The 18,320-nt window shown below is 72.2% G+C and carries 17 protein-coding genes; 6 read left to right on the top strand and 11 right to left on the bottom strand.

Annotation, left to right across the window (positions count from 1 at the left end; all coding sequences use genetic code 11):
* Nucleotides 1-180: 180 nt before the first annotated feature.
* Both E1258_RS08165 and E1258_RS08160 read right to left on the bottom strand, forming a co-directional pair.
* Nucleotides 181-522, bottom strand: a complete 342-nt coding sequence (locus E1258_RS08165; RefSeq protein ID WP_007074511.1) for a hypothetical protein — start codon at nt 520-522, stop codon at nt 181-183.
* 56 nt (nt 523-578) lie between these two features.
* Nucleotides 579-1,541: a hypothetical protein gene (locus E1258_RS08160; RefSeq protein WP_132398324.1), complete on the bottom strand. Its 963-nt coding sequence runs from the start codon at nt 1,539-1,541 to the stop codon at nt 579-581.
* Nucleotides 1,542-1,639: 98 nt separating this feature from the next.
* On the opposite strand from E1258_RS08160, the gene E1258_RS08155 reads away from it, so the two are divergent.
* Both E1258_RS08155 and E1258_RS08150 read left to right on the top strand, forming a co-directional pair.
* Entirely contained in the window at nt 1,640-2,236 is a 597-nt protein-coding gene (locus E1258_RS08155; RefSeq protein WP_207919470.1) for a TetR/AcrR family transcriptional regulator, read from the top strand.
* A 196-nt stretch (nt 2,237-2,432) separates the two neighbouring features.
* The gene (locus E1258_RS08150) at nt 2,433-2,987 is read left to right on the top strand and encodes a hypothetical protein (RefSeq protein WP_132398322.1); all 555 of its coding nucleotides are present in this window, start codon (nt 2,433-2,435) and stop codon (nt 2,985-2,987) included.
* A gap of 99 nt (nt 2,988-3,086) precedes the next feature.
* On the opposite strand, the gene E1258_RS08145 is transcribed toward E1258_RS08150, so the two are convergent.
* From E1258_RS08145 to E1258_RS08130, 4 genes are read right to left on the bottom strand one after another with little or no spacing between them, the layout of a single operon-like run.
* Nucleotides 3,087-4,898, bottom strand: a complete 1,812-nt coding sequence (locus E1258_RS08145; RefSeq protein ID WP_132398320.1) for a glycoside hydrolase family 13 protein — start codon at nt 4,896-4,898, stop codon at nt 3,087-3,089.
* A 25-nt stretch (nt 4,899-4,923) separates the two neighbouring features.
* Complete coding sequence (locus E1258_RS08140; RefSeq protein ID WP_132398318.1) at nt 4,924-5,826, bottom strand: sugar ABC transporter permease; 903 nt, start codon at nt 5,824-5,826, stop codon at nt 4,924-4,926.
* Nucleotides 5,823-7,451, bottom strand: coding sequence for an ABC transporter permease subunit (locus E1258_RS08135; protein WP_132398316.1), 1,629 nt, complete (start codon nt 7,449-7,451; stop codon nt 5,823-5,825). The genes E1258_RS08140 and E1258_RS08135 overlap by 4 nt, the downstream gene beginning before the upstream one ends.
* Nucleotides 7,451-8,707 carry a maltose ABC transporter substrate-binding protein gene (locus E1258_RS08130; protein ID WP_132398314.1) on the bottom strand — a complete coding sequence of 419 codons (1,257 nt, stop codon included), beginning with the start codon at nt 8,705-8,707 and terminating at the stop codon, nt 7,451-7,453. Before E1258_RS08130 ends, E1258_RS08135 begins: the two co-directional genes overlap by 1 nt.
* Nucleotides 8,708-8,906: 199 nt before the next feature.
* Here E1258_RS08130 and E1258_RS08125 point away from each other — a divergent pair, with 199 nt between their 5' ends.
* The 3 genes from E1258_RS08125 to E1258_RS08115 all read left to right on the top strand — a co-directional run bounded on the left by E1258_RS08125 (nt 8,907) and on the right by E1258_RS08115 (nt 12,914).
* Nucleotides 8,907-9,953, top strand: coding sequence for a LacI family DNA-binding transcriptional regulator (locus E1258_RS08125; RefSeq protein ID WP_132398312.1), 1,047 nt, complete (start codon nt 8,907-8,909; stop codon nt 9,951-9,953).
* Between the two features lie 137 nt (nt 9,954-10,090).
* A complete protein-coding gene (locus E1258_RS08120) occupies nt 10,091-11,725 on the top strand; it encodes a glycoside hydrolase family 13 protein (protein WP_132398310.1) in 1,635 nt (544 codons plus the stop codon).
* A 115-nt stretch (nt 11,726-11,840) separates the two neighbouring features.
* Nucleotides 11,841-12,914 carry an alkene reductase gene (locus E1258_RS08115; protein ID WP_132398308.1) on the top strand — a complete coding sequence of 358 codons (1,074 nt, stop codon included), beginning with the start codon at nt 11,841-11,843 and terminating at the stop codon, nt 12,912-12,914.
* Nucleotides 12,915-12,932: 18 nt separating this feature from the next.
* On the opposite strand, the gene E1258_RS08110 is transcribed toward E1258_RS08115, so the two are convergent.
* From E1258_RS08110 to E1258_RS08090, 5 genes are all read right to left on the bottom strand, one after another.
* Complete coding sequence (locus E1258_RS08110; protein WP_132398306.1) at nt 12,933-13,376, bottom strand: hypothetical protein; 444 nt, start codon at nt 13,374-13,376, stop codon at nt 12,933-12,935.
* Between the two features lie 67 nt (nt 13,377-13,443).
* Nucleotides 13,444-14,379 carry a YhjD/YihY/BrkB family envelope integrity protein gene (locus tag E1258_RS08105; RefSeq protein ID WP_132398304.1) on the bottom strand — a complete coding sequence of 312 codons (936 nt, stop codon included), beginning with the start codon at nt 14,377-14,379 and terminating at the stop codon, nt 13,444-13,446.
* 48 nt (nt 14,380-14,427) lie between these two features.
* Entirely contained in the window at nt 14,428-15,018 is a 591-nt protein-coding gene (locus E1258_RS08100; RefSeq protein ID WP_132398302.1) for a 2'-5' RNA ligase family protein, read from the bottom strand.
* Nucleotides 15,019-15,041: 23 nt separating this feature from the next.
* Entirely contained in the window at nt 15,042-16,067 is a 1,026-nt protein-coding gene (trpS, locus tag E1258_RS08095; RefSeq protein WP_132398300.1) for a tryptophan--tRNA ligase, read from the bottom strand.
* A gap of 33 nt (nt 16,068-16,100) precedes the next feature.
* Nucleotides 16,101-17,126: a hemolysin family protein gene (locus tag E1258_RS08090; RefSeq protein ID WP_132398298.1), complete on the bottom strand. Its 1,026-nt coding sequence runs from the start codon at nt 17,124-17,126 to the stop codon at nt 16,101-16,103.
* A 242-nt stretch (nt 17,127-17,368) separates the two neighbouring features.
* Here E1258_RS08090 and galE point away from each other — a divergent pair, with 242 nt between their 5' ends.
* Nucleotides 17,369-18,298 carry a UDP-glucose 4-epimerase GalE gene (galE, locus tag E1258_RS08085; RefSeq protein ID WP_243715274.1) on the top strand — a complete coding sequence of 310 codons (930 nt, stop codon included), beginning with the start codon at nt 17,369-17,371 and terminating at the stop codon, nt 18,296-18,298.
* The last annotated feature ends 22 nt before the right edge of the window (nt 18,299-18,320 follow it).

Below are 18,320 nucleotides of genomic sequence, written 5' to 3'. Positions count from 1 at the left end.
CCACGTTACGGACGGGAGCGTACGCCCGCGCCCACCCACCGGCCGACAATCGTGCACGACTGTTGAGTGCCCGTTACCCCTACGTAACCCTTGGGTGGGGCACATCACCTCTCGTGCCGGTAGTGGGCCGGCCTGCCGTCACGAACATCCGGTTCCCGCGCCTCTCCCCTGGTCAGGACGTTACCGCCAGAAGACCGCCACCGCGGCGTTGACCAGGGTCAAACCAACGATCGCGAGGAAGTGGCCACGGTTGACCGACGCCCGCTTACGGGAGAAGAAGACCATGACAAAGATCAGCAGCGCGAGCACCAACTTGGTAACAAGTTTGGCCGGGGCTGGTTCGTCGCCGTCGCGCAGCGGAGCGGACAGCCCGATGCCGGTCAGCAAACCGATGACCGACCCCCAGAGCATGGCGGGGCTGATCTGCAGCCGACCCGCGACGTACTGGGTGATCGCGCCGCCGAGCAGCAGCGCGAACCCGATCAGATGGACGTAGAGAAGTACGAGACGAAGAGCTTCCACCCGACCATCCTCCCCCATCAACGACGTTTTGTAGTAGGGGCCCGCCGGGACGCGGGTCAGGAGGTGCCGGGTGCGGCCGCGCCAAGTCGGCGGGCCGCCAGCACCAGGGCCAGCCCGGCCAGGGCGTAGCCGGCGAGCACCGCGAACGACCGGCCGGCACCGGCCCCGTCGAAGAAGGCGACCGAACGCAGCAGCGTGCCGCCCGCGCCCACCGGCAGCCACTGCCCGACCGTCCCCCACGGCCGGGGCAGCAACTCCGGGGCGGCGGCGACCGCCGAGAGCGGGTTGCCGACCAGGAAGACCAGCAGCGCGCCGAGCCCGACGCCGGGGCGACCGAGCAGCGCGCCGAGGCCGGCCACCGCGCCGGCGGCGGCCAGCGCGAACAGGCCGATCGCCCCCGCCTCGGCCCACGGGTCCCCGCCGAGGACCCCGAGCCAGCCGTGCAGCACCGCCACGCCGGCGACGCCGGCCAGCGCCGCGTACCCGAGCAGGCCGGCGACCCGCGCCGCCCGGCCGGGGACCAGCAGGACCAGCAGGGCCCCGGCGAGCATGCCGGTCAGCGCGAGCGGCAGGAACCCGGCGGCGAACCCCGCGCCCCGGGGGTCGTCCGGGTCGGCGGGCACGACCTCGGTCACCGGCACCGGCCGGCCGTCGGCAAGCCGTGCGGACGCCTCGGTGAGCAGGGCGGCGACGGCGGGGCCGGCGGCCGGGGCGGTGCGCAGGGAGACGCCGTCGGGGCCGACGACCCAGGCGGCGTACACCTCGCGGTTTCGCAGGGCCCGGTCGGCCGCCGCGGTGTCGGGCAGCGTGGTCACCGCGAACGCGTCGGGGCCGGCGGCGGCGAGCCGGCCGGCGAGGTCGGCGGCGGCCGGCGCGGGGCCCGCGACGGCGACCGGCAGGTCACGCGGCGCGAGGTGCGTCGCAGGGGCCGCGAACAGGGGTACGAGCAGCGCCTGCGCCACCACCGCGAGCGCGGCGACGCCGAGGGCGAGCAGCAGCGGCGACCGGAGTCTGGTCATCTCCACTCCTTAAAACGAATGTTCGTTCTCTTAGAGACGAGGGTGCGCCCGACGGGGCACCGACGTCAAGAACGAACATTCGTTTTATGCTGAGAGGCGTGCCACGCGTCTCCGACGAACACCTCGCCGCCCGCCGCCAGCAGATCCTCGACGCCGCCCGCCGCTGCTTCCTGCGTGACGGCTTCCACCGCACCTCGATGCAGGACGTGATCGCCGAGGCCGGGCTGTCCGTCGGCGCGGTCTACCGCTACTTCCCCAGCAAGAACCACCTGATCACCGCCATCGCCCAGTCCGTGATCGGCGGCGCGGACCACATCTTCGCCGGGTTCACCGCCAGCGACCCGCCGCTGCCGCTGGTCGAGGCGCTCGACCGCGCCCTGACCTACGTCGACGGGCAGGCCGGCCCCGACGGCATCCTCCCCCTGGCCCTGCAGGTGTGGAGCGAGGCGCAGCGCGACCCGACCCTCGCCGAGTTCGTCCGGGCCACGTACGACCGGCTACGTCGACACTGGACGGCGCTCGCCGCGCGCGCCCGGGACGCCGGCGAGCTGCCCCCCGACGCCGACCCGGAGGCCGTCGGGGCGGCCCTGTTCGGCCTGATCCCCGGCTACTTCACGCAGAAGATCCTCACCGGCGCCCCGGACCGCGCCACCTACCTGGCCGGCGTCCACTCCCTCCTCCGCCGCACCCGATAGCCACGCCGGCACCCACGGCACCGGTCCGCCGGCGACGGAGGTTGCCTTCTGAAGAGCTGCGACATCCATGGCTCAATCGCTCGCCATCCGCCCGACCGCGCAGAGCTGAAGCCGGGAAGGGCTTGACGCGCCAACGCCCATCGCGCATGGTCGATAGACATCGATGACTTCGAATGTTCCGACACTGGGAGGACGGATGAAGGCCTTCGTCACCACCGCCGGGGCTGCGGCCCTGCTGCTCCTCGCCACGGGCAGCGTGTCCTACGGCCGGCCGGCGGCCGACACGCCCTGCACCGGGCAGATCCACGCGAACCCGGGATTCGAGCTCGGCACCACCGGCTGGACCGCCGGCCCCCGCACCGTCGTGCTCGGCGACGCGACCCGGCCCGCACACACCGGCCTCGCGTACGCCACCTTCGCCGGGCTGGACGTGACGCGTTCCGACTTGCTACGCACCACCGTCACGGTGCCGGCCGGCTGCGACCTGACGGTCCGCTTCTGGGTCCGGACCACCACCACGGAGACCAGCCGCAGCGATTACCTGAACGTCGGGCTGGCAGTCACCGGGATACCCCCGAAGACGAGGTTCTCGCTGGCCTTCGACGGCGGGTCGCAGTGGCGGCAGTACAGCATGTCGACCGGGACGGCGACGACCGAGCGCACCGCGACGGCCAGCTTCCTCGCCAGCGAGACTGCTGGCAACGGCGTCACGGCCTTCGACGTCGACGATGTGACCTTCACCTTGAGCTGACCAGGCGGGACCGCCAGAACCGCCCAAGACCGCAAGGGCCGAAGCGGCCTTCCAGGTGGAAGCAGAGCCGCTGACGCCCCGGACACGTAGGGGCAGCACCTACACCCACCAGAGTTGGAAGGTGGGGCCGTCGGCCGGGAGGGTCACCGTGCCGTCGGCGTCCGGGCGCAGCGCCGGGGCACCTCCGTAGGCGTTCTCGGCGGCCGGCAGGCCGGCGATCCGGACCGGGGTGCCGGCCGCCCGCCGGGCCAGCACCAGCACGCCGCCGGTCGGCGTCTCGCGGAGGAAGACCAGCGTGTCCGCGTCGACGTGCACCCAGCGCAGGCCGCCGTGGCGCAGCGCCGGCTCGGCGCGGCGCAGCGCGATCAGCTTCCGGTACGCGGCGAACGTGCCGGCGTCCCAGGTGTCCGGCCGGTGCCACGGCATCGGGGTACGCGAGCCCTCCCCGTTCGCCCCGGTCAGCCCCAGCTCGTCCCCGGCGAAGATCACCGGGGTGCCCGGCATGGTGGCGAGCAGCCCGGCGGCCACCTCCTGCCGGGCGGCGTCGCCGACCACGGTGCGGATCCGGGCCGAGTCGTGCGAGCCGAGCAGCTGCCACGAGTGCACGTACGACCGCCAGGAGATCAGCGACCGGTAGGTGTCCATGGTGGCGCGAATGGCGTGGGCGTCGCGCCGCCGCACCCCGCCGGGGGTGCCGAGGAAGTTCGGCACCAGCTCGGAGCCGTGGCGCAGCCAGGACCAGACCGGGTCGGTGAAGCCGACGTAGTTCATCGTGCCGTGCCAGCCGTCGCGGTCCAGGTCGCCGGTGTGGTCGTGACCGTGTTCGGCGAGCAGCAGCCCGTCGGCCCGGGTCTGCGCCACCACCTCGCGCAGCAGCCGCGCAACCTCGTGGGTGTACGCGTCCGCGCCCCGCCGGCCGGTCATGTTCGCCACGTCCACCCGCCACCCGTCGAGGGAGTACGGCGGGCGCAGCCAGCGGCGCAGCGGCGAGTCGGTGGCGGTGGCGAAGCGGCGGCGCAGCTCGGCGCTGCCCCAGTTGAGCTTCGGCAGCGACTTGACCCCGTTCCAGGACTCGAAGTCCCCGCCGGCCAGGTCGAAGTAGTACAGCTCCCGCTCGGGGGCGGTCACGTCGGAGGCGGCGGCGGTGAACCAGTGGTGGGCGTCGCCGGTGTGATTGCTGGTGATGTCGCCGAGCAGCCGCCAGCGGCGGGCGTGTACCGCCTCGGCGAGCCGGGCGAGCGCGGCGTCCCCGCCGAGCAGCGGGTCGACCGTGTCGAAGCTCGCCGCGTCGTAGCGGTGGTTGGAGCGGGCCGGGAGGATCGGGGTCAGGTAGACGGTGTTGACGCCGAGCCGCTCCAGGTGGTCCAGCCGCTCGGCGATGCCGTCGAGGTCCCCGCCGTAGAACTGGCGTGGGGCCTGCGGGCCGCGCCCGATCACGGGGGTGTCCCAGTCGCAGGGGATGGCCCAGTCCGGGGCGGCCCGGCCGTCGGCGGCGGCGGAGCGGGCGAACCGGTCGGGGAAGATCTGGTAGATCACCGCGTCCCGGGCCCAGGCAGGCGGCGGGGCGTGACTGACCAGCTTGAAGTCGCCGTTGTCGGGCACGTCGTGGTCGGCGACCCCGGCGGCGGTGAGCCACCGGTAGCCACCGTCCGCGCCGGTGAGCATGAACCGGTAGTTGCTCACCGGGTTGCGCACCTCCACGTCGGCACGCCACCAGACGTCCGAGCCGGTGCGGCGGTCGACGACGGCCTCGGCGAAGCGCGGCTCGCCGTCGGGCGTGCTGCGCACGTGCACGGTGCGCACGTCGGTCCCGGCGGGAACCCGGACGAAGACCGGGACGGTCTGCCCGAGCGTGGGCTCCTGCTCGGGGACGTAGGTGGCGGAGCCGTCGTGGTGCGGTCGCAGATGCATTGGTTCACCTCGGAGCCGGGGAGGCTCAGCCCTTGACGGCTCCGGCGGTGAGGCCGGAGACGATGTACCGCTGGAGGAGCTGGAAGACCAGCACGGTGGGGATCGCGGTGAGCAGGGTGCCCGCCGCGAACATCCCGAAGTTGTTGTTGCGCTCGCCGGCCACCAGGCCGAACATGCCGACCGCGAGGGTCTTCGACCCGGTGTTGGTCAGGAACACGTTGGCGATCATGAACTCGTTGATCGTGCCGATGAACGACAGCAGGGCGGTCACCGCGAGGATCGGCGCCACCAGCGGCAGCATGATCCGGAAGAAGACCTGGGCGTGCGACGCGCCGTCCATGGTGGCGGACTCGTCCAGTTCCCGGGGAAGGGTGTCGAAGAAGCCCTTCATCAGCCAGGTATTCACCCCGAGCGCACCGCCCATGTAGAGCAGGAACAGGCCCCACGGGGTGTTGAAGCCGATCGCCGGCCACAGGTCGGTGACCGTGGTGAAGATCAGGAAGATCGCCACGATCGCCAGGAACTGCGGGAACATCTGGATCAGCAGCAGGGTGAGCAGGCCGACCCGGCGGCCGGCGAAGCGCATCCGGGAGAACGCGTACGCCGCCAGCGAGGACAGGAAGATCGACACGAAGCTGGCCAGCCCGGCGATCAGCAGCGAGTTGACGAACCAGCGCCCGAACGCCGTGTCCTCGAACAGGTTGGCGAAGTTCTCGAACGACACCCCGCCGGTCGGTACGAGGGCGGTCGACGACAGGGTGCCCAGCGGGTTGAGCGCCGCCGAGAGCACGAACAGGATCGGGAAGAGGCTGAACGCCACGGCCAGCGCCCCGACCACGTGCCGCCAGCCGACCTGGGCCAGCCAGCGGTGGCGTCGCCGGCCGGTGGCGTTGCGGTTGACCGCCGGGGCGTCCGCGTGGGTGGTCACGAGTAGACCTCCTCCTGCTTGCGGGTGCTGCGGAAGCTGATCGCCGACACCGTCGCCACGATCGCGAAAATGAAGATCGACACCGCCGCCGCCGTTCCGAACTCCGCGCCCTGCGCGCCGAAGGCCAGCCGGTACGTGTAGGTGATCAGCAAATCGGTCGCCCCGTTGCGCGGGTTGTCCGCCGGGAACGGGCCGCCCTCGGTGGTCAACCAGATCGCGTTGATGTTGTTGAAGTTGTACGCGAACGACGCGATCAGCAGCGGGGCGAGCGCCACCAGCAGCAGCGGCAGGGTGACCGCGCGGAACGACTGCCAGGGCGAGGCGCCGTCGACCGAGGTGGCCTCGGTCAGCTCCCGGGGGATGGCCTGGAGTGCGCCGGTGGCGACCAGGAACATGTACGGGTAGCCCAGCCAGAGCTGCACCAGCAGCACCGCCGCCCGCGCCGACCAGTCCTGGCCGAACCAGTCGACGCCGAGCCCGAACAGGTTGTTGATCAGCCCGAAGTCGGTGTTGAACATGTCCCGCCAGACCAGCAGCATCGCAAACGACGGCATGGCGTACGGCAGGATCAGCAGCACCCGGTAGAGGTTGGTGCCGCGCATCCGGGGCGAGTGCAGGGCCAGCGCGATGGCCATGCCGAGCAGGAAGGTGAGTCCGGTCGAGCCGGTCGCGAAGGCGAAGTTCCACAGCAGGGTGCCGAAGAACGGCCCGGAGATGTTCGGGTCGGTGAGCACCCGGGAGAAGTTCTCTCCCCCGACGTTGACCTTCCAGCCCTGGGCGAGGCGCTCGCCGTCGGCGGCGACGAACGATCCGGCCTTCTCGTCGGCCGTCCAGGTCCTGCCGCTCTCGCGGTCGGTGATGCAGTCGCATCCCGCGTCGTACGCCCGGATCGCCCTGCCCTCGTAGGCGCGGGACAGGCCGGAGGAGCGCAGCGCGCCGTCGGCGGTCGGCACCACCAGGTCGGTGATCTCCTGGCTGCGGGTGCTGGCCTGGCCGAAGGTGAGCACCGTGTAGCCGTCGGCGGCGGTGACCCTGCCGCCCGGGGCGACGGTGACGTCGGCGGCGTCGAGCCGGCGCAGCCCGCCGGCGTCGCCTGCGGAGACCGCGCCGGTGGCCGGGTCGGTGACCAGGAAGACCAGCGGGCCGGTGACCGGGTCCCCCTCGCTGGCGACCGACAGGGTGTACTCGGTGGAGCCGGGGACCTGCTGCACCGAGGAGCTCTGGATCGCGACGATCGCGTCGTCCTTGCTGCCCCGGTGGCCGTCGCCGAAGTTCGTGAAGGCGGTGCTGGCGGTGTAGAGGACCGGGAAGACCTGGAAGGCGATCAGGAAGACCGTGCCGGGCAACAGGTACTTGGCGGGGATGTGCCGGGGGGTGAGGTACAGGTAGAACAGGCCGGTGGTGGTGGCCACCAGCAGGGCCAGACCGACCCATTTCCCGGCCCCGACGAGCGGGAAGGCCGCCCAGATCGCGATCCCGGCCACCAGGCCGAGCAGGACCACCTTGACGACGAGGCCGGTCGCGGTGATCGGCACGTGGTTCCGCACGGTGCGCGGGAGCCCGGTGCCGACGGACCCCCGGCCCGAGTTCCGCGTGGACCTCGGGCCGGACAGCTTCGTGCTCATTACTTGATCTGGCCGGAGATCGTCTTGCCGGCTGCGGTGATCGTCTTGGCCGGGTCGGCGCCGCCGATGATCGCGGCCTCGGCCTTGCCGAACGGGTCCCAGATCGCGGCCATGGCCGGGATCGCGGGAAGCACCTGGCCGTTCTTGCCGGCCTCGGTGAACTTGGCCAGGTCCGGGTCGCTGCCCTTGACCTGGTCGAGCGCGGCGGTCAGCGCCGGCGGGCGCGGCTCGGCGTCGTACAGGGCCACGGCCAGGTCCGGCTTGGTGGTGTAGTTCGCCACGAACTCCTGGGCCAGGGCCTTGTTCTTGCCCTTGGCGGCCACGTAGAACGCCTGGACACCCACGAACGGCTGGGCTTCCCTGCCGCCGGCGAAGCCGGGGACCGGGGAGATGTCGTACGGGATGTTGGCCTTCTTGGCGTCGGCGATGGCCCACGGCCCGGAAACCAGGTAGGCGCACTTCTTGCCGGTGAAGGTGGCGATCGCGTTCTCGGGGGTGATGGAGCGCTTGAGCGCGCCCTCGCCCTTCTCGCCGAGCTTCGCGATCTTCTGGAACGCGGCGATCGACTCCGGCTTGCCCACGCCCAGGTCCTTCGGGTCGTAGTCGCCGTTCGCGCCGGTGCCGAAGAGGTAGCCGCCGGCCGAGGTGTACAGCGGGTAGATGTGGTACGCGTCGCCGTTCTGGCCGGACTGGAGGCAGAGGATCTCGCTGGCCTTCTTCTCGGCCTTGAGCTTCTTGCCGGTGGCGACCAGGTCCTCGATCGTCTTCGGGGCCTCGGGGGCCAGCTCGGTGTTGCGGATCAGCGCCAGGTTCTCCATGGCGTACGGCACGCCGTAGAGCTGGCCGTTGAAGGTCACGGCCTTGACGGCGGTCTCGTTGAAGCCGCTCTTCTGGTCGGCGGCGAGCTGCACCGGGTCGATGGCACCGTTCTGGACCAGGTTGCCGATCCAGTCGTGCGCGCCGACCACGACGTCCGGGCCGCTGCCCTGCTGCGACGCGGTGACGAAGTTGGTCTGCAGGTCCTTGGAGACTGCCTGCACCTCGACGGTCACGCCGTTGGTCTGGCCGAACGTCTCGGCGAACGGCTTCAGGGCGGCGGTCCGCTTGTCGTCGGCCCAGATCACCAGCTTCCCGCCGGCGGCTCCGGCGGACTCCTTCGTGGCCGGCGCGCTGCTGTCGTCGTCGCTGCCACCACATCCGGAGGCGGCCAGCGCCAGGCCGAGGACGGCGACCACACCCGCGGTACGGATGCGCATCGGTACTCCTGTCGTCATGGTGGATCCGCCGGGGAAAGGGCGGCCCGCCAGTGGAAACCTCTGTAAGTTCTTGCCAACCGGCGCCGGGGTGCTGCGCCGCAGCTCTCGCATGTTGCGGGGACGTTAGCAAGAGGTTGCAGACAATGGAAGGGATTGCAGAAAGGTACGCAAGAACTTGCCGGTGGGCTAAAGTGCCGCCATGCGCGCTCGACTGTCCGACATCGCCCAACAGGCCGAAGTCAGCGAGGCCACGGTGTCGCGGGTGCTCAACGACCGCCCCGGCGTGGCCCCGGAGACCCGGCAGGCCGTCCTGACCGCCCTCGACGTCCTCGGCTACGAGCGCCCGGCCCGGCTGCGCAAACGCAGCGCCGGCCTCGTCGGCCTGGTGGTGCCGGAGCTGGACAACCCGATCTTCCCCGCCTTCGCCCAGGTGATCGAGTCGACGCTGGCGCAGAGCGGGTTCACCCCGGTGCTGTGCACCCAGACCCCAGGCGGGGTCACCGAGGACGAGTACGTCGAGATGCTGCTCGACCGCCAGGTCTCCGGGATCGTCTTCGTCTCCGGCCTGCACGCCGACACCGCCGCCAACCACGACCGGTACCGCGCGCTGATCGCCCGGCCGCTACCCGTCGTCATGATCAACGGGTACGTCCCCGGGATCGCCGCACCCTTCGTCTCCTGCGACGACCGGGAGGCGACCGAGTTGGCCGTCGCCCACCTGGTCGCCCTCGGGCACCGACGGATCGGGCTGATCACCGGCCCGGACCGGTTCGTCCCGGTGCAGCGCCGGGTGGCCGGCTGGCGGGCCGCCATGAAGCGCCTGGCGGGCCTGCCGGAGGCCGAGCTGGACGGGCTGGCCGAGCTGACCCTGTTCGGCGTGGAGGGCGGCGAGGCCGCCGCGGGGCGGCTGCTGGAGCGCGGGGTGACCGGCGTCGTCTGCGGCTCCGACCTGATGGCCCTCGGCTCGATCCGGGCCGCCCGGCAGCGCGGCCTGTCCGTCCCCGGAGACCTGTCGGTGGTCGGGTACGACGACTCGCCGCTGATGGCCTTCACCGACCCGCCGCTGACCACCATGCGCCAGCCGGTGGCCGCCATGGCGGTGGCCGCCGTCCGGGCCCTGGTCGACGAGATCAACGGGCACGCCGCCCCGCACTCGGAGTACCTGTTCCGACCCGAGCTGGTGGTACGCGGCTCGACCACCGTCGCCCGACAGCCGGCCTCCGCCCTGGCCGGAAGCGCCGGATGACCGGCGTCATTCCTTGCGCAAACCCTGCTTGACTCTTGCAATGGCGGGCGGCATCCTGCTCTGACCACCCGCGTGGCACACCGCCGTGCCACGCACGACCCCACGCCGTCCCGCGCCACAGAACGGGGATCGCCACGATGAGCGCCAGCACCCCCACGCCGCTGACCTCCGACGACTGGTGGCGCGCTGCGGTCGTCTACCAGGTCTACGTCCGCAGCTTCGCCGACTCCGACGGCGACGGCGTCGGCGACCTACAGGGCATCCGCGAACGGCTGCCGTACCTGCGCGACCTCGGGGTCGACGCGCTCTGGCTGACCCCCTTCTACACCTCGCCCATGGTCGACGGCGGCTACGACGTGGCCGACTACCGCGATGTCGACCCGATGTTCGGCACCCTGGCCGACTTCGACCACATGATCACCGACGCGCACGCGCTCGGCCTGCGGATCATCGTCGACATCGTGCCCAACCACACCTCCAGCGCGCACCCGTGGTTCGTCGCCGCGCTCGCCGCCACCCCCGGCTCCCCGGCGCGGGCCCGCTACCTGTTCGCCGAGGGCCGGGGTGAGCACGGCGAGCTTCCGCCGAACGACTGGGAGAGCATCTTCGGCGGGCCGGCCTGGACCCGGGTCCCCGACGGCCAGTGGTACCTGCACCTGTTCGACCCGACCCAGCCCGACCTCAACTGGCGCCACCCCGAGGTCCGCGCCGAGTTCGCCGACGTCCTGCGCTTCTGGCTCGACCGGGGCGTCGACGGTTTCCGCATCGACGTGGCCCACGGCATGATCAAGGCCGAGGGGCTGCCGGACGTCGGCTTCAGCACCATGACCACCGGACGGCGCCAGGTGGAACTGCTCGGCAAGGGCCGGCTGCCGTACTTCGACCAGGACGAGGTGCACGAGATCTACCGGGCCTGGCGGCCGATCCTGGACAGCTACCCGGGCGGCCGGATAGCGGTCGCCGAGGCGTGGGCCGAGACTCCGCAGCGGCTGGCCCGCTACATCGGGCCGGACGAGCTGCACCAGGCGTTCAGCTTCGACTTCCTCGACGCCACCTGGTCGGCCGACTCGTTCCGCAAGGTGATCGACACCGCCCTGGCCGAGGCGACCATCGTCGGCGCGCCGACCACCTGGGTGCTGTCCAACCACGACAAGCAGCGGCACGTCACCCGGTACGGCGACGGCGAGGTCGGCCTGCGCCGGGCGCGGGCAGCCAGCCTGCTGATGCTCGCCCTGCCCGGCTGCGCATACCTGTACCAGGGCGAGGAGCTGGGCCTGCCGGAGGTGCTCGACCTGCCGGACGAGCTGCGCCAGGACCCGTCGTTCCTGCGCACCGGCGAGAGCCGGGACGGCTGCCGGGTGCCGATCCCGTGGAGCGGCGAGCTGGCCCCGTACGGCTTCGGGCCGGCCGGCAGCGAGCTGAGCTGGCTGCCGGCCCCCGCCACCTGGGCCGCCCTCTCGGTCGCCGCCCAGGCCGGCACGCCCGGCTCGACACTGGAGCTCTACCGCGCGGCCCTGCGGATCCGGCGCACCCACCCGGCGCTCGCCCGGGACGCCGACGGCGTCACCTGGCTGGAGGCGGCCGGCCCCGGCGTGCTGGCGTTCCGCCGCACCGGCGGCGGCGCGGAGCTGACCTGCGTGGTCAACCTCAGCGACGCCCCGGTCCTGATCGACGGGAACGGCCAGCCGGTCGTGGCCAGCGCGGAGCTGACCAGACAGGGCGTCGGGCACGTCCTGCCGGTCGACGCCACCGCGTGGTTCGAACGGCGCTGAGCCGGGTGGGATGGCCGACGGAGTGTCGATGATCACCCTTCCTCCGGGAAGTTCCGGCGTCTCCGACGGCTTCCTGCATCCAGTAGCACCAATCGCAGGAACAGGAGCCGGAAGAATGAGCACCGCGTTCGACAACGTCACCGTAGGTCGTCACACCCTCCGCAACCGGGTCGTCATGGCACCCATGACGCGCAGCCGGGCCCACGGGCCGGGGGCCAGCCCGACCGAGCTGATGGCCACCTACTACGCCCAGCGCGCCGGCGCCGGGCTGATCGTCACCGAGGGTGTGCAACCCTCGGCGATCGGCCAGGGCTACCTCGCCACCCCGGGCCTGCACAGCGCCGAGCAGGTCGCCGGCTGGCGGCGGGTGACCGACGCGGTGCACGAGCGGAATGGCGTGATCTTCGCGCAGCTCATGCACGTCGGGCGGATCGCCCACCCGGACAACACGGGGCTCGCCCCGGTGGGCGCGTCGGCCGTGCCGGCGGCCGGGACGATCTTCACCCCCACCGGTCCGCAGGAGCACCCCACACCCGAGCCGTTGGACGCCGAGGGCATCCGCACAACGGTCGCGGACTTCGTGGCGGCGGCCCGCAACGCCGTCGACGCCGGTTTCGACGGGGTGGAGCTGCACGGTGCCAACGGCTACCTGCTGCACCAGTTCCTCTCCACCAACGCCAACCGCCGAGACGACGGGTACGGCGGCGACGTGGCAGGCCGCATCCGGCTCGTCGTCGAGGTGGCCACAGCCGTGGCGGAGGCGATCGGCGCCGACCGGGTCGGGCTGCGGATCTCGCCGGCCAACCCGTTCAACGACATCGTCGAGGATGGCCACCGCGAGACGTACCTGGCTCTGGTCGACGCACTCGCCCCGCTCGGGCTGGCGTACCTGCACATGGCCGAGGGGGCGGACACGGAGTTCACGCCCGTGCTGCGCAGGCGGTGGTCCGGGGTGCTGATCCTCAACCCGTACACCCCCGACGGCTGGACCGGGCCGGAGGCGCTGAAGCTGATCGAGGGCGGCGACGCCGACCTGATCTCGTACGGCGCGCTCTTCCTCGCCAACCCGGACCTGCCCCGGCGGCTGGCCGAGGGCGGCCCGTTCAACGCCCCCGACTACACGACGGCGTACGGCGGCGACCACAAGGGCTACACCGACTACCCCGGGCTCCCCGACGACCGGGGGTGACCAGCCAGCGAGCCCGGATCACCGGCCCCTCTCGGTGAGGAGTTCGGCGATCCGGGCGAAGCCGGCGCGCAGCTCGGCCTCGTCGGGCGCGGGGCGGGCGCCGGCCCGCTCGTCCACCTCGGCGGCGGCCTCCAACTCCTCGTCGATGACGTCGTCGAAGTCGCCGTAGAGGTCGGACGCCTCGATCCGGGCCGACTCGTCGGAGGCGGCGATCCGGGCGGCGGCGATCTCCCCGCGGATCTCGTCGGGCGACAGGGCGGGCACCAGGGGCTCGACCACCGCCATGAACTGCTCCTCGGCCACCACCGACTCGGCGAGGGCCAGCGCGTGCGGTCGCTCGTACGGTCCGCAGACCACCGGCTCCCACTCGTCGACGTCGTCGAGCGGGCCGAACGTGATGATCCACGGCAGGCCGAGCATCGGCGAGTCGTCCGGCAGGTCCAACGTCACGAGTGCGCCCACGGGCCCATCATGGCCGGCTCTCACGTTCACGTGAGGCATTTGCCCGAATTGGCCGGCTACCCCGGGGTCAACCCGCTCCCCCGGGCACGCCCGGGCCCGGGTCGGCGTCGGTCGTGGCGTCGACGGCGGCCGGCGCCGACCCCTCGGCCAGGTCCACCACCCGGCCGTACGGGCTGGTCGCGGCGAGCGCCGCGCCGAACAGGACGAGCTGGTTGAGCAGGTAGAGGTAGAGCAGCAGGCCGACCGCGCCGGCCACCACCGTGTACGCCGGATTCCGCTCGGTACGCACCACGTAGAACCGCCCGACCGTGTTCAGCAGCGTGATGCCCACCGCGACGGCGAACACCACCGGGCGCAGCCGGCGGCGGCTCATCCGCAGCCGGGGCACCGCGACGAGTAGGGCGGCGGCCAGCACCGCGTTGATCAGCACGCTGAGCGCCGCGCTGACCACGGTCAGCCCCACCGAGCCGGTGCTGCGCAGCAGGAAACGCAGCAGCGACTCCAGCGCGTCCACGGCGGCCACCGACAGGCCGAGCAGGACGAACACCCCCACCAGCACGCCCAGGTCGACCAGCCGCCGCACCACCAGGTTGCCGGGCTGCTGGTTGAGCCCGTACATCAGCCGCTGCGACGAGCGGATCGCCTCCACCCAGCCGATCCCGGTGAAGACCAGGATGACCAGGCCCACCACCCCGACCGTGTTGCTGCTCTGGGCGATCTGCTCCGGGTCGAGGAAGGGCAGGTTCTCCTCGAGGAAGCCCGCCGCCGCGTTGCTGACCTCGTCGTTGTCCTCCAGGATCGCCCCGAAGATCGAGTAGGCGACCAGGGCGAGCGCGAAGACCGCGAAGAAGCCGTAGTACGCGATCGCCGCCGCCAGCCGCCCGCCGAGCACCTCGGCGTACAGGTTCCCGGCCCGCCACAGGTGGTCGAAGGTCCGCGACCGGCGGCGCGCGGCGCTCACCCGCCGGTCGACGCCGGCCCCGATCCGCCCGAAGACCTCCACGCCGTCATCCTCGCCGATCCGTCGCCGGCACGGGAGTGCCCCGCCGGGTCAGGACACACCGAGAAGGAAGTCGCGGCGCGGCTGCCACCGGGTCTGGCCGCTGTGCGAGAAGAGGGTGAACGCGTCCACCTCGAACATCGCCGAGAAGTCCGCCAGGTCCTCGTACGCCCGGTCCAGCGCCTCCGGCGCGACGTCCTGTGCCACCGTGACGTGCGGGTGGTACGGGAAACGGGTCTCGCGGCGCAGCTCGGGGGCCGCGTTGATGGCCGCGGCGAGCAGCTCGCACTCGCTGATCCCGGCGGCCACCGTGACGAACACCACCTGGGTCACCGGGCGGAACGTGCCGGTGCCCCGCAGGTGCAGGGTGAACGGCAGGTGCATGGCGGCCACCACGGCGAGGTGCCGCTCGACCGTCGGCAGCGCCGCAACCGGGATCTCGGTGGGCCCGAGCAGCGTCACGTGCGCGGGCACCACCAACGGGTCGCCGGCCTCGACCCGGCGCCGGGTGAGCATCCCGCCCCACGGCTCCGGGATGTCCACCGCGATCCCGATCTGGATGGTGTCGCCGGCCTGCGGCGCCCCGTCCCTGCGATCCACGCTCCGCGCCACCCCTTCGGCCACCGACCCGTCCGTCCCCACCCGTACCCGTCGCGCCGGGGCTGCTATCCGAGGCGGACCGGCGGAAGGAACCCGACCCGCTCGTACGCCTCGTGCAGCGTCACCGAGGCGACCGCGCGGGCCTTCTCCGCGCCGGCCGCGAGCAGCTTGTCGAGCTGCGCCGGGTCGTCGAGGTAACTCCGGGTGCGCTCCTGGATCGGCGTGACGAACTCCCGGACCACCTCGCCCAGGTCCTTCTTGAGGTCGCCGTAGCCCCGGCCCGCGTACGCGGCCACCAGGTCGTCGATGCCCCGGCCGGTCAGCGCGGAGTAGATGGTGAGCAGGTTGGATACGCCCGGCTTGGTCTCGGCGTCGAAGACGATCTCCCGGCCGGTGTCGGTGACCGCCGAGCGGATCTTCTTGGCCGAGCGGGCCGGGTCGTCCAGCAGGTCGATGATGCCGGTCGGTGAGGACGACGACTTGGACATCTTCGCCGTCGGCTCCTGCAGGTCGGTGATCTTCGCGGTGTCCTTGACGATGTGCGGCGCGGGAACGACGAACGTCTTGCCGAACTGCGAGTTGAACCGATGGGCCAGGTCGCGGGAGAGCTCCAGGTGCTGGCGCTGGTCCTCGCCGACCGGGACGGCGTGCGCCTGGTAGAGCAGGATGTCGGCGGCCTGGAGGATCGGGTACGTGAACAGGCCGACGCTGGACCGGTCACTGCCCTGCTTCTGCGACTTGTCCTTGAACTGGGTCATCCGGCTGGCCTCGCCGAAGCCGGTGATGCAGCCCAGCACCCAGGCGAGCTGCGGGTGCTCGGGCACCTGCGACTGGGCGAACAGGGTGCTGCGCTCCGGGTCCAGCCCGACGGCGAAGAGCTGCGCGGCGGCCACCCTGGTCCGCTGCCGCAGCACCTTGGGGTCATGCCCGGCCGTGATGGCGTGCAGGTCGACCACGCAGTAGAACGCGTCGTGGGTGTCCTGCAACGCCACCCAGTGCCGCACCGCGCCCAGGTAGTTGCCGAGGTGGAACGAGTCGGCCGTCGGCTGGATTCCGGAGAACACGCGGGGACGGGCGGGTACGTCGGACATGCGGGCAATTCTGTCAGCAACCTGCGGCGTACGTCATGACGGGCCGGCGGGTCGGCTCTCCGCCGCCGATAGCGGGGCGGTGACCTCGCGTCGCGGCTCGGGCAGGCGCACCGCGGCGACCGCAAGCCGCGACACCCGGCGCCCCTCCAGCGCGACCACCCGCAGCAGCCACCCGCCGGGCGGGTCGTCCGGGTCCCGGTCGTCGCCGTCCGCCGCCGGCGGGGCCACCGGCACCTCGTCCCCGACCGCGGGCAGCCGGCCCAGCGCGGCCATCACGTACCCGCTGGCCGTCTCGTACGGGCCGGCGGCCAGCCGCACCCCGGTGCGCTCGGCGAAGTCGGCGAGGTTGAGCCGCCCGTCGACCACGGCGGGCAGGCCGGCCGGCTCCGGCTCGGGGTCGCCGTCGTGCTCGTCGTGGATCTCGCCGACCAGCTCCTCGATCAGGTCCTCGCAGGTGACGATGCCGGCGGTGCCGCCGTACTCGTCGACCACCACCGCCAGGTGGTGCCCCTCGCGGCGCATCTCGGTCAGCGCGGCCAGCACCCGCTTGCTGCCGGGCAGCCGCTTGACCTCCCGGGTCAGCTCGCCCACGGTGGTGCCCGGGTCCAGGTCGGGACGCAGCAGCACGTCGCGCAGGTGCACGAAGCCGACCACGTCGTCGTGGGTGCCGTCGACGACCGGGTACCGGCGGTGCGTCTCGGCCCGGACCAGCCGTTCCGCCTCGACGACGGTCATCGCGACCGACAGGAACACGACCTCGGTGCGGGGCATCATCACCTCGCGGACCAGGCTCGCCCCGGCGACCAGCACCTCGTCGATGATCCGCCGCTCGTCGGCGTCGAGGACGGTGTTGGCGGCGACCAGGTCGCGCAGCTCGGCCTCGCTGATCCGTTCCCGACCGGCGGCCGGGCTGGCCCCGAGGAGGTCGGTGACCAGCCGGGTGGCGCCGTCGGCGGCCCGGACGACCAGCCGGGCGACGGCGCGGGCCAGGGGCCTGGGTTCGCGGCGGGCCCGCCCCGCCGGTCGCCGGCGGAGCCAGGGATCACCCGCTTCCCGCATGACAATTCATCGTAGAGGTCAGCAGAGGTCGGCACAGCCGTTCGCCCGAACGCACGTGTGCGTATCTGTTCAATCATGAAAGGTTGTGATGGAATGTGGAGAGGCGACGTGGAGCGTCGCCACGGCCGGCCGCCGTAAGGTGAGCGCGAACGGCTGCGGCGAGGCGCGGCCAGGCAGGAGGACCCGACGTGAAACTGCTCGTCACCGGCGGCGCCGGCTACATCGGCAGCGTGGTGACCCGGATGCTGCTCGACGCCGGCCACGAGGTGGTCGTCCTCGACGACCTGCGCACCGGGCACCGTGCGGCACTCGCCCCGGACGCCACCTGGGTCGACGCGCCGATCCACGACGCGGCCCAGGTGCTCACCCCCGGGGCGGGCTTCGACGGGGTGCTGCACTTCGCCGCCCTCATCGCCGCCGGCGAGTCCATGGTCAAGCCGGAGCTGTACTGGCACAACAACACCGTCGGCTCGCTCGCCCTGATCGACGCCGTCCGGGCCGCCCGGGTGCCCCGGATGGTCTTCTCCTCCACCGCCGCCGTCTACGGCAACCCGGCCGAGTTGCCCATCCCGGAGACCGCCGTCAAGGCCCCCACCAACACGTACGGGGCCACCAAGCTGGCCGTGGACATGGCGCTCACGTCCGAGGCCATCGGGCACGACCTGGCCGCCGTGTCGCTGCGCTACTTCAACGTCGCCGGGGCGTACCTGAGCGGCGACGTCGCCATCGGCGAGCGGCACGACCCGGAGAGCCACCTCATCCCGATCGCCCTCGACGTCGCCGCCGGCCGGCGGGAGAAGCTCCAACTCTTCGGCGACGACTATCCCACCGTCGACGGCACCTGCGTGCGCGACTACATCCACGTCGAGGACCTGGCCCGCGCCCACCTGCTGGCCCTCACCGCCGCCGTGCCGGGCCGGCACCGCATCTTCAACCTGGGCAACGGCACCGGGTTCACCAACCGACAGGTCGTCGACGTGGTCCGCGAGGTCACCGGCCGGCCGGTGCCGGTCGAGATCGCCCCCCGCCGCGAGGGCGACCCGGCCGAACTGGTCGCCTCCTCCGCCCTGGCCCGCGAGGAGCTGGGTTGGGTGCCCGAGAAGCCGACCCTGCACGACATGGTCGGGGACGCCTGGGCCTTCTACCGCACGCACATCCTGGAGCGTTCGTGACCGACCCCGCACTCCCCGTCCC

It is taken from the genome of Micromonospora sp. KC207 (assembly GCF_004348615.1).
GTDB lineage: Bacteria > Actinomycetota > Actinomycetes > Mycobacteriales > Micromonosporaceae > Micromonospora.
This window is presented reverse-complemented; position numbering and strand designations above follow the sequence as displayed.

Bases quoted from the DNA above. Each gene is read 5' to 3' on its own strand.
- galE (WP_243715274.1), top strand. From the start codon at position 17,369: ATGCTGCTCGACGCCGGCCACGAGGTGGTCGTCCTCGACGACCTGCGC.
- E1258_RS08115 (WP_132398308.1), top strand. From the start codon at position 11,841: ATGAGCACCGCGTTCGACAACGTCACCGTAGGTCGTCACACCCTCCGC.
- E1258_RS08125 (WP_132398312.1), top strand. From the start codon at position 8,907: ATGCGCGCTCGACTGTCCGACATCGCCCAACAGGCCGAAGTCAGCGAG.
- E1258_RS08120 (WP_132398310.1), top strand. From the start codon at position 10,091: ATGAGCGCCAGCACCCCCACGCCGCTGACCTCCGACGACTGGTGGCGC.
- E1258_RS08150 (WP_132398322.1), top strand. From the start codon at position 2,433: ATGAAGGCCTTCGTCACCACCGCCGGGGCTGCGGCCCTGCTGCTCCTC.
- E1258_RS08145 (WP_132398320.1), bottom strand. From the start codon at position 4,898: ATGCATCTGCGACCGCACCACGACGGCTCCGCCACCTACGTCCCCGAG.
- E1258_RS08135 (WP_132398316.1), bottom strand. From the start codon at position 7,451: ATGAGCACGAAGCTGTCCGGCCCGAGGTCCACGCGGAACTCGGGCCGG.
- E1258_RS08090 (WP_132398298.1), bottom strand. From the start codon at position 17,126: ATGCGGGAAGCGGGTGATCCCTGGCTCCGCCGGCGACCGGCGGGGCGG.
- E1258_RS08130 (WP_132398314.1), bottom strand. From the start codon at position 8,707: ATGCGCATCCGTACCGCGGGTGTGGTCGCCGTCCTCGGCCTGGCGCTG.
- trpS (WP_132398300.1), bottom strand. From the start codon at position 16,067: ATGTCCGACGTACCCGCCCGTCCCCGCGTGTTCTCCGGAATCCAGCCG.
- E1258_RS08160 (WP_132398324.1), bottom strand. From the start codon at position 1,541: ATGACCAGACTCCGGTCGCCGCTGCTGCTCGCCCTCGGCGTCGCCGCG.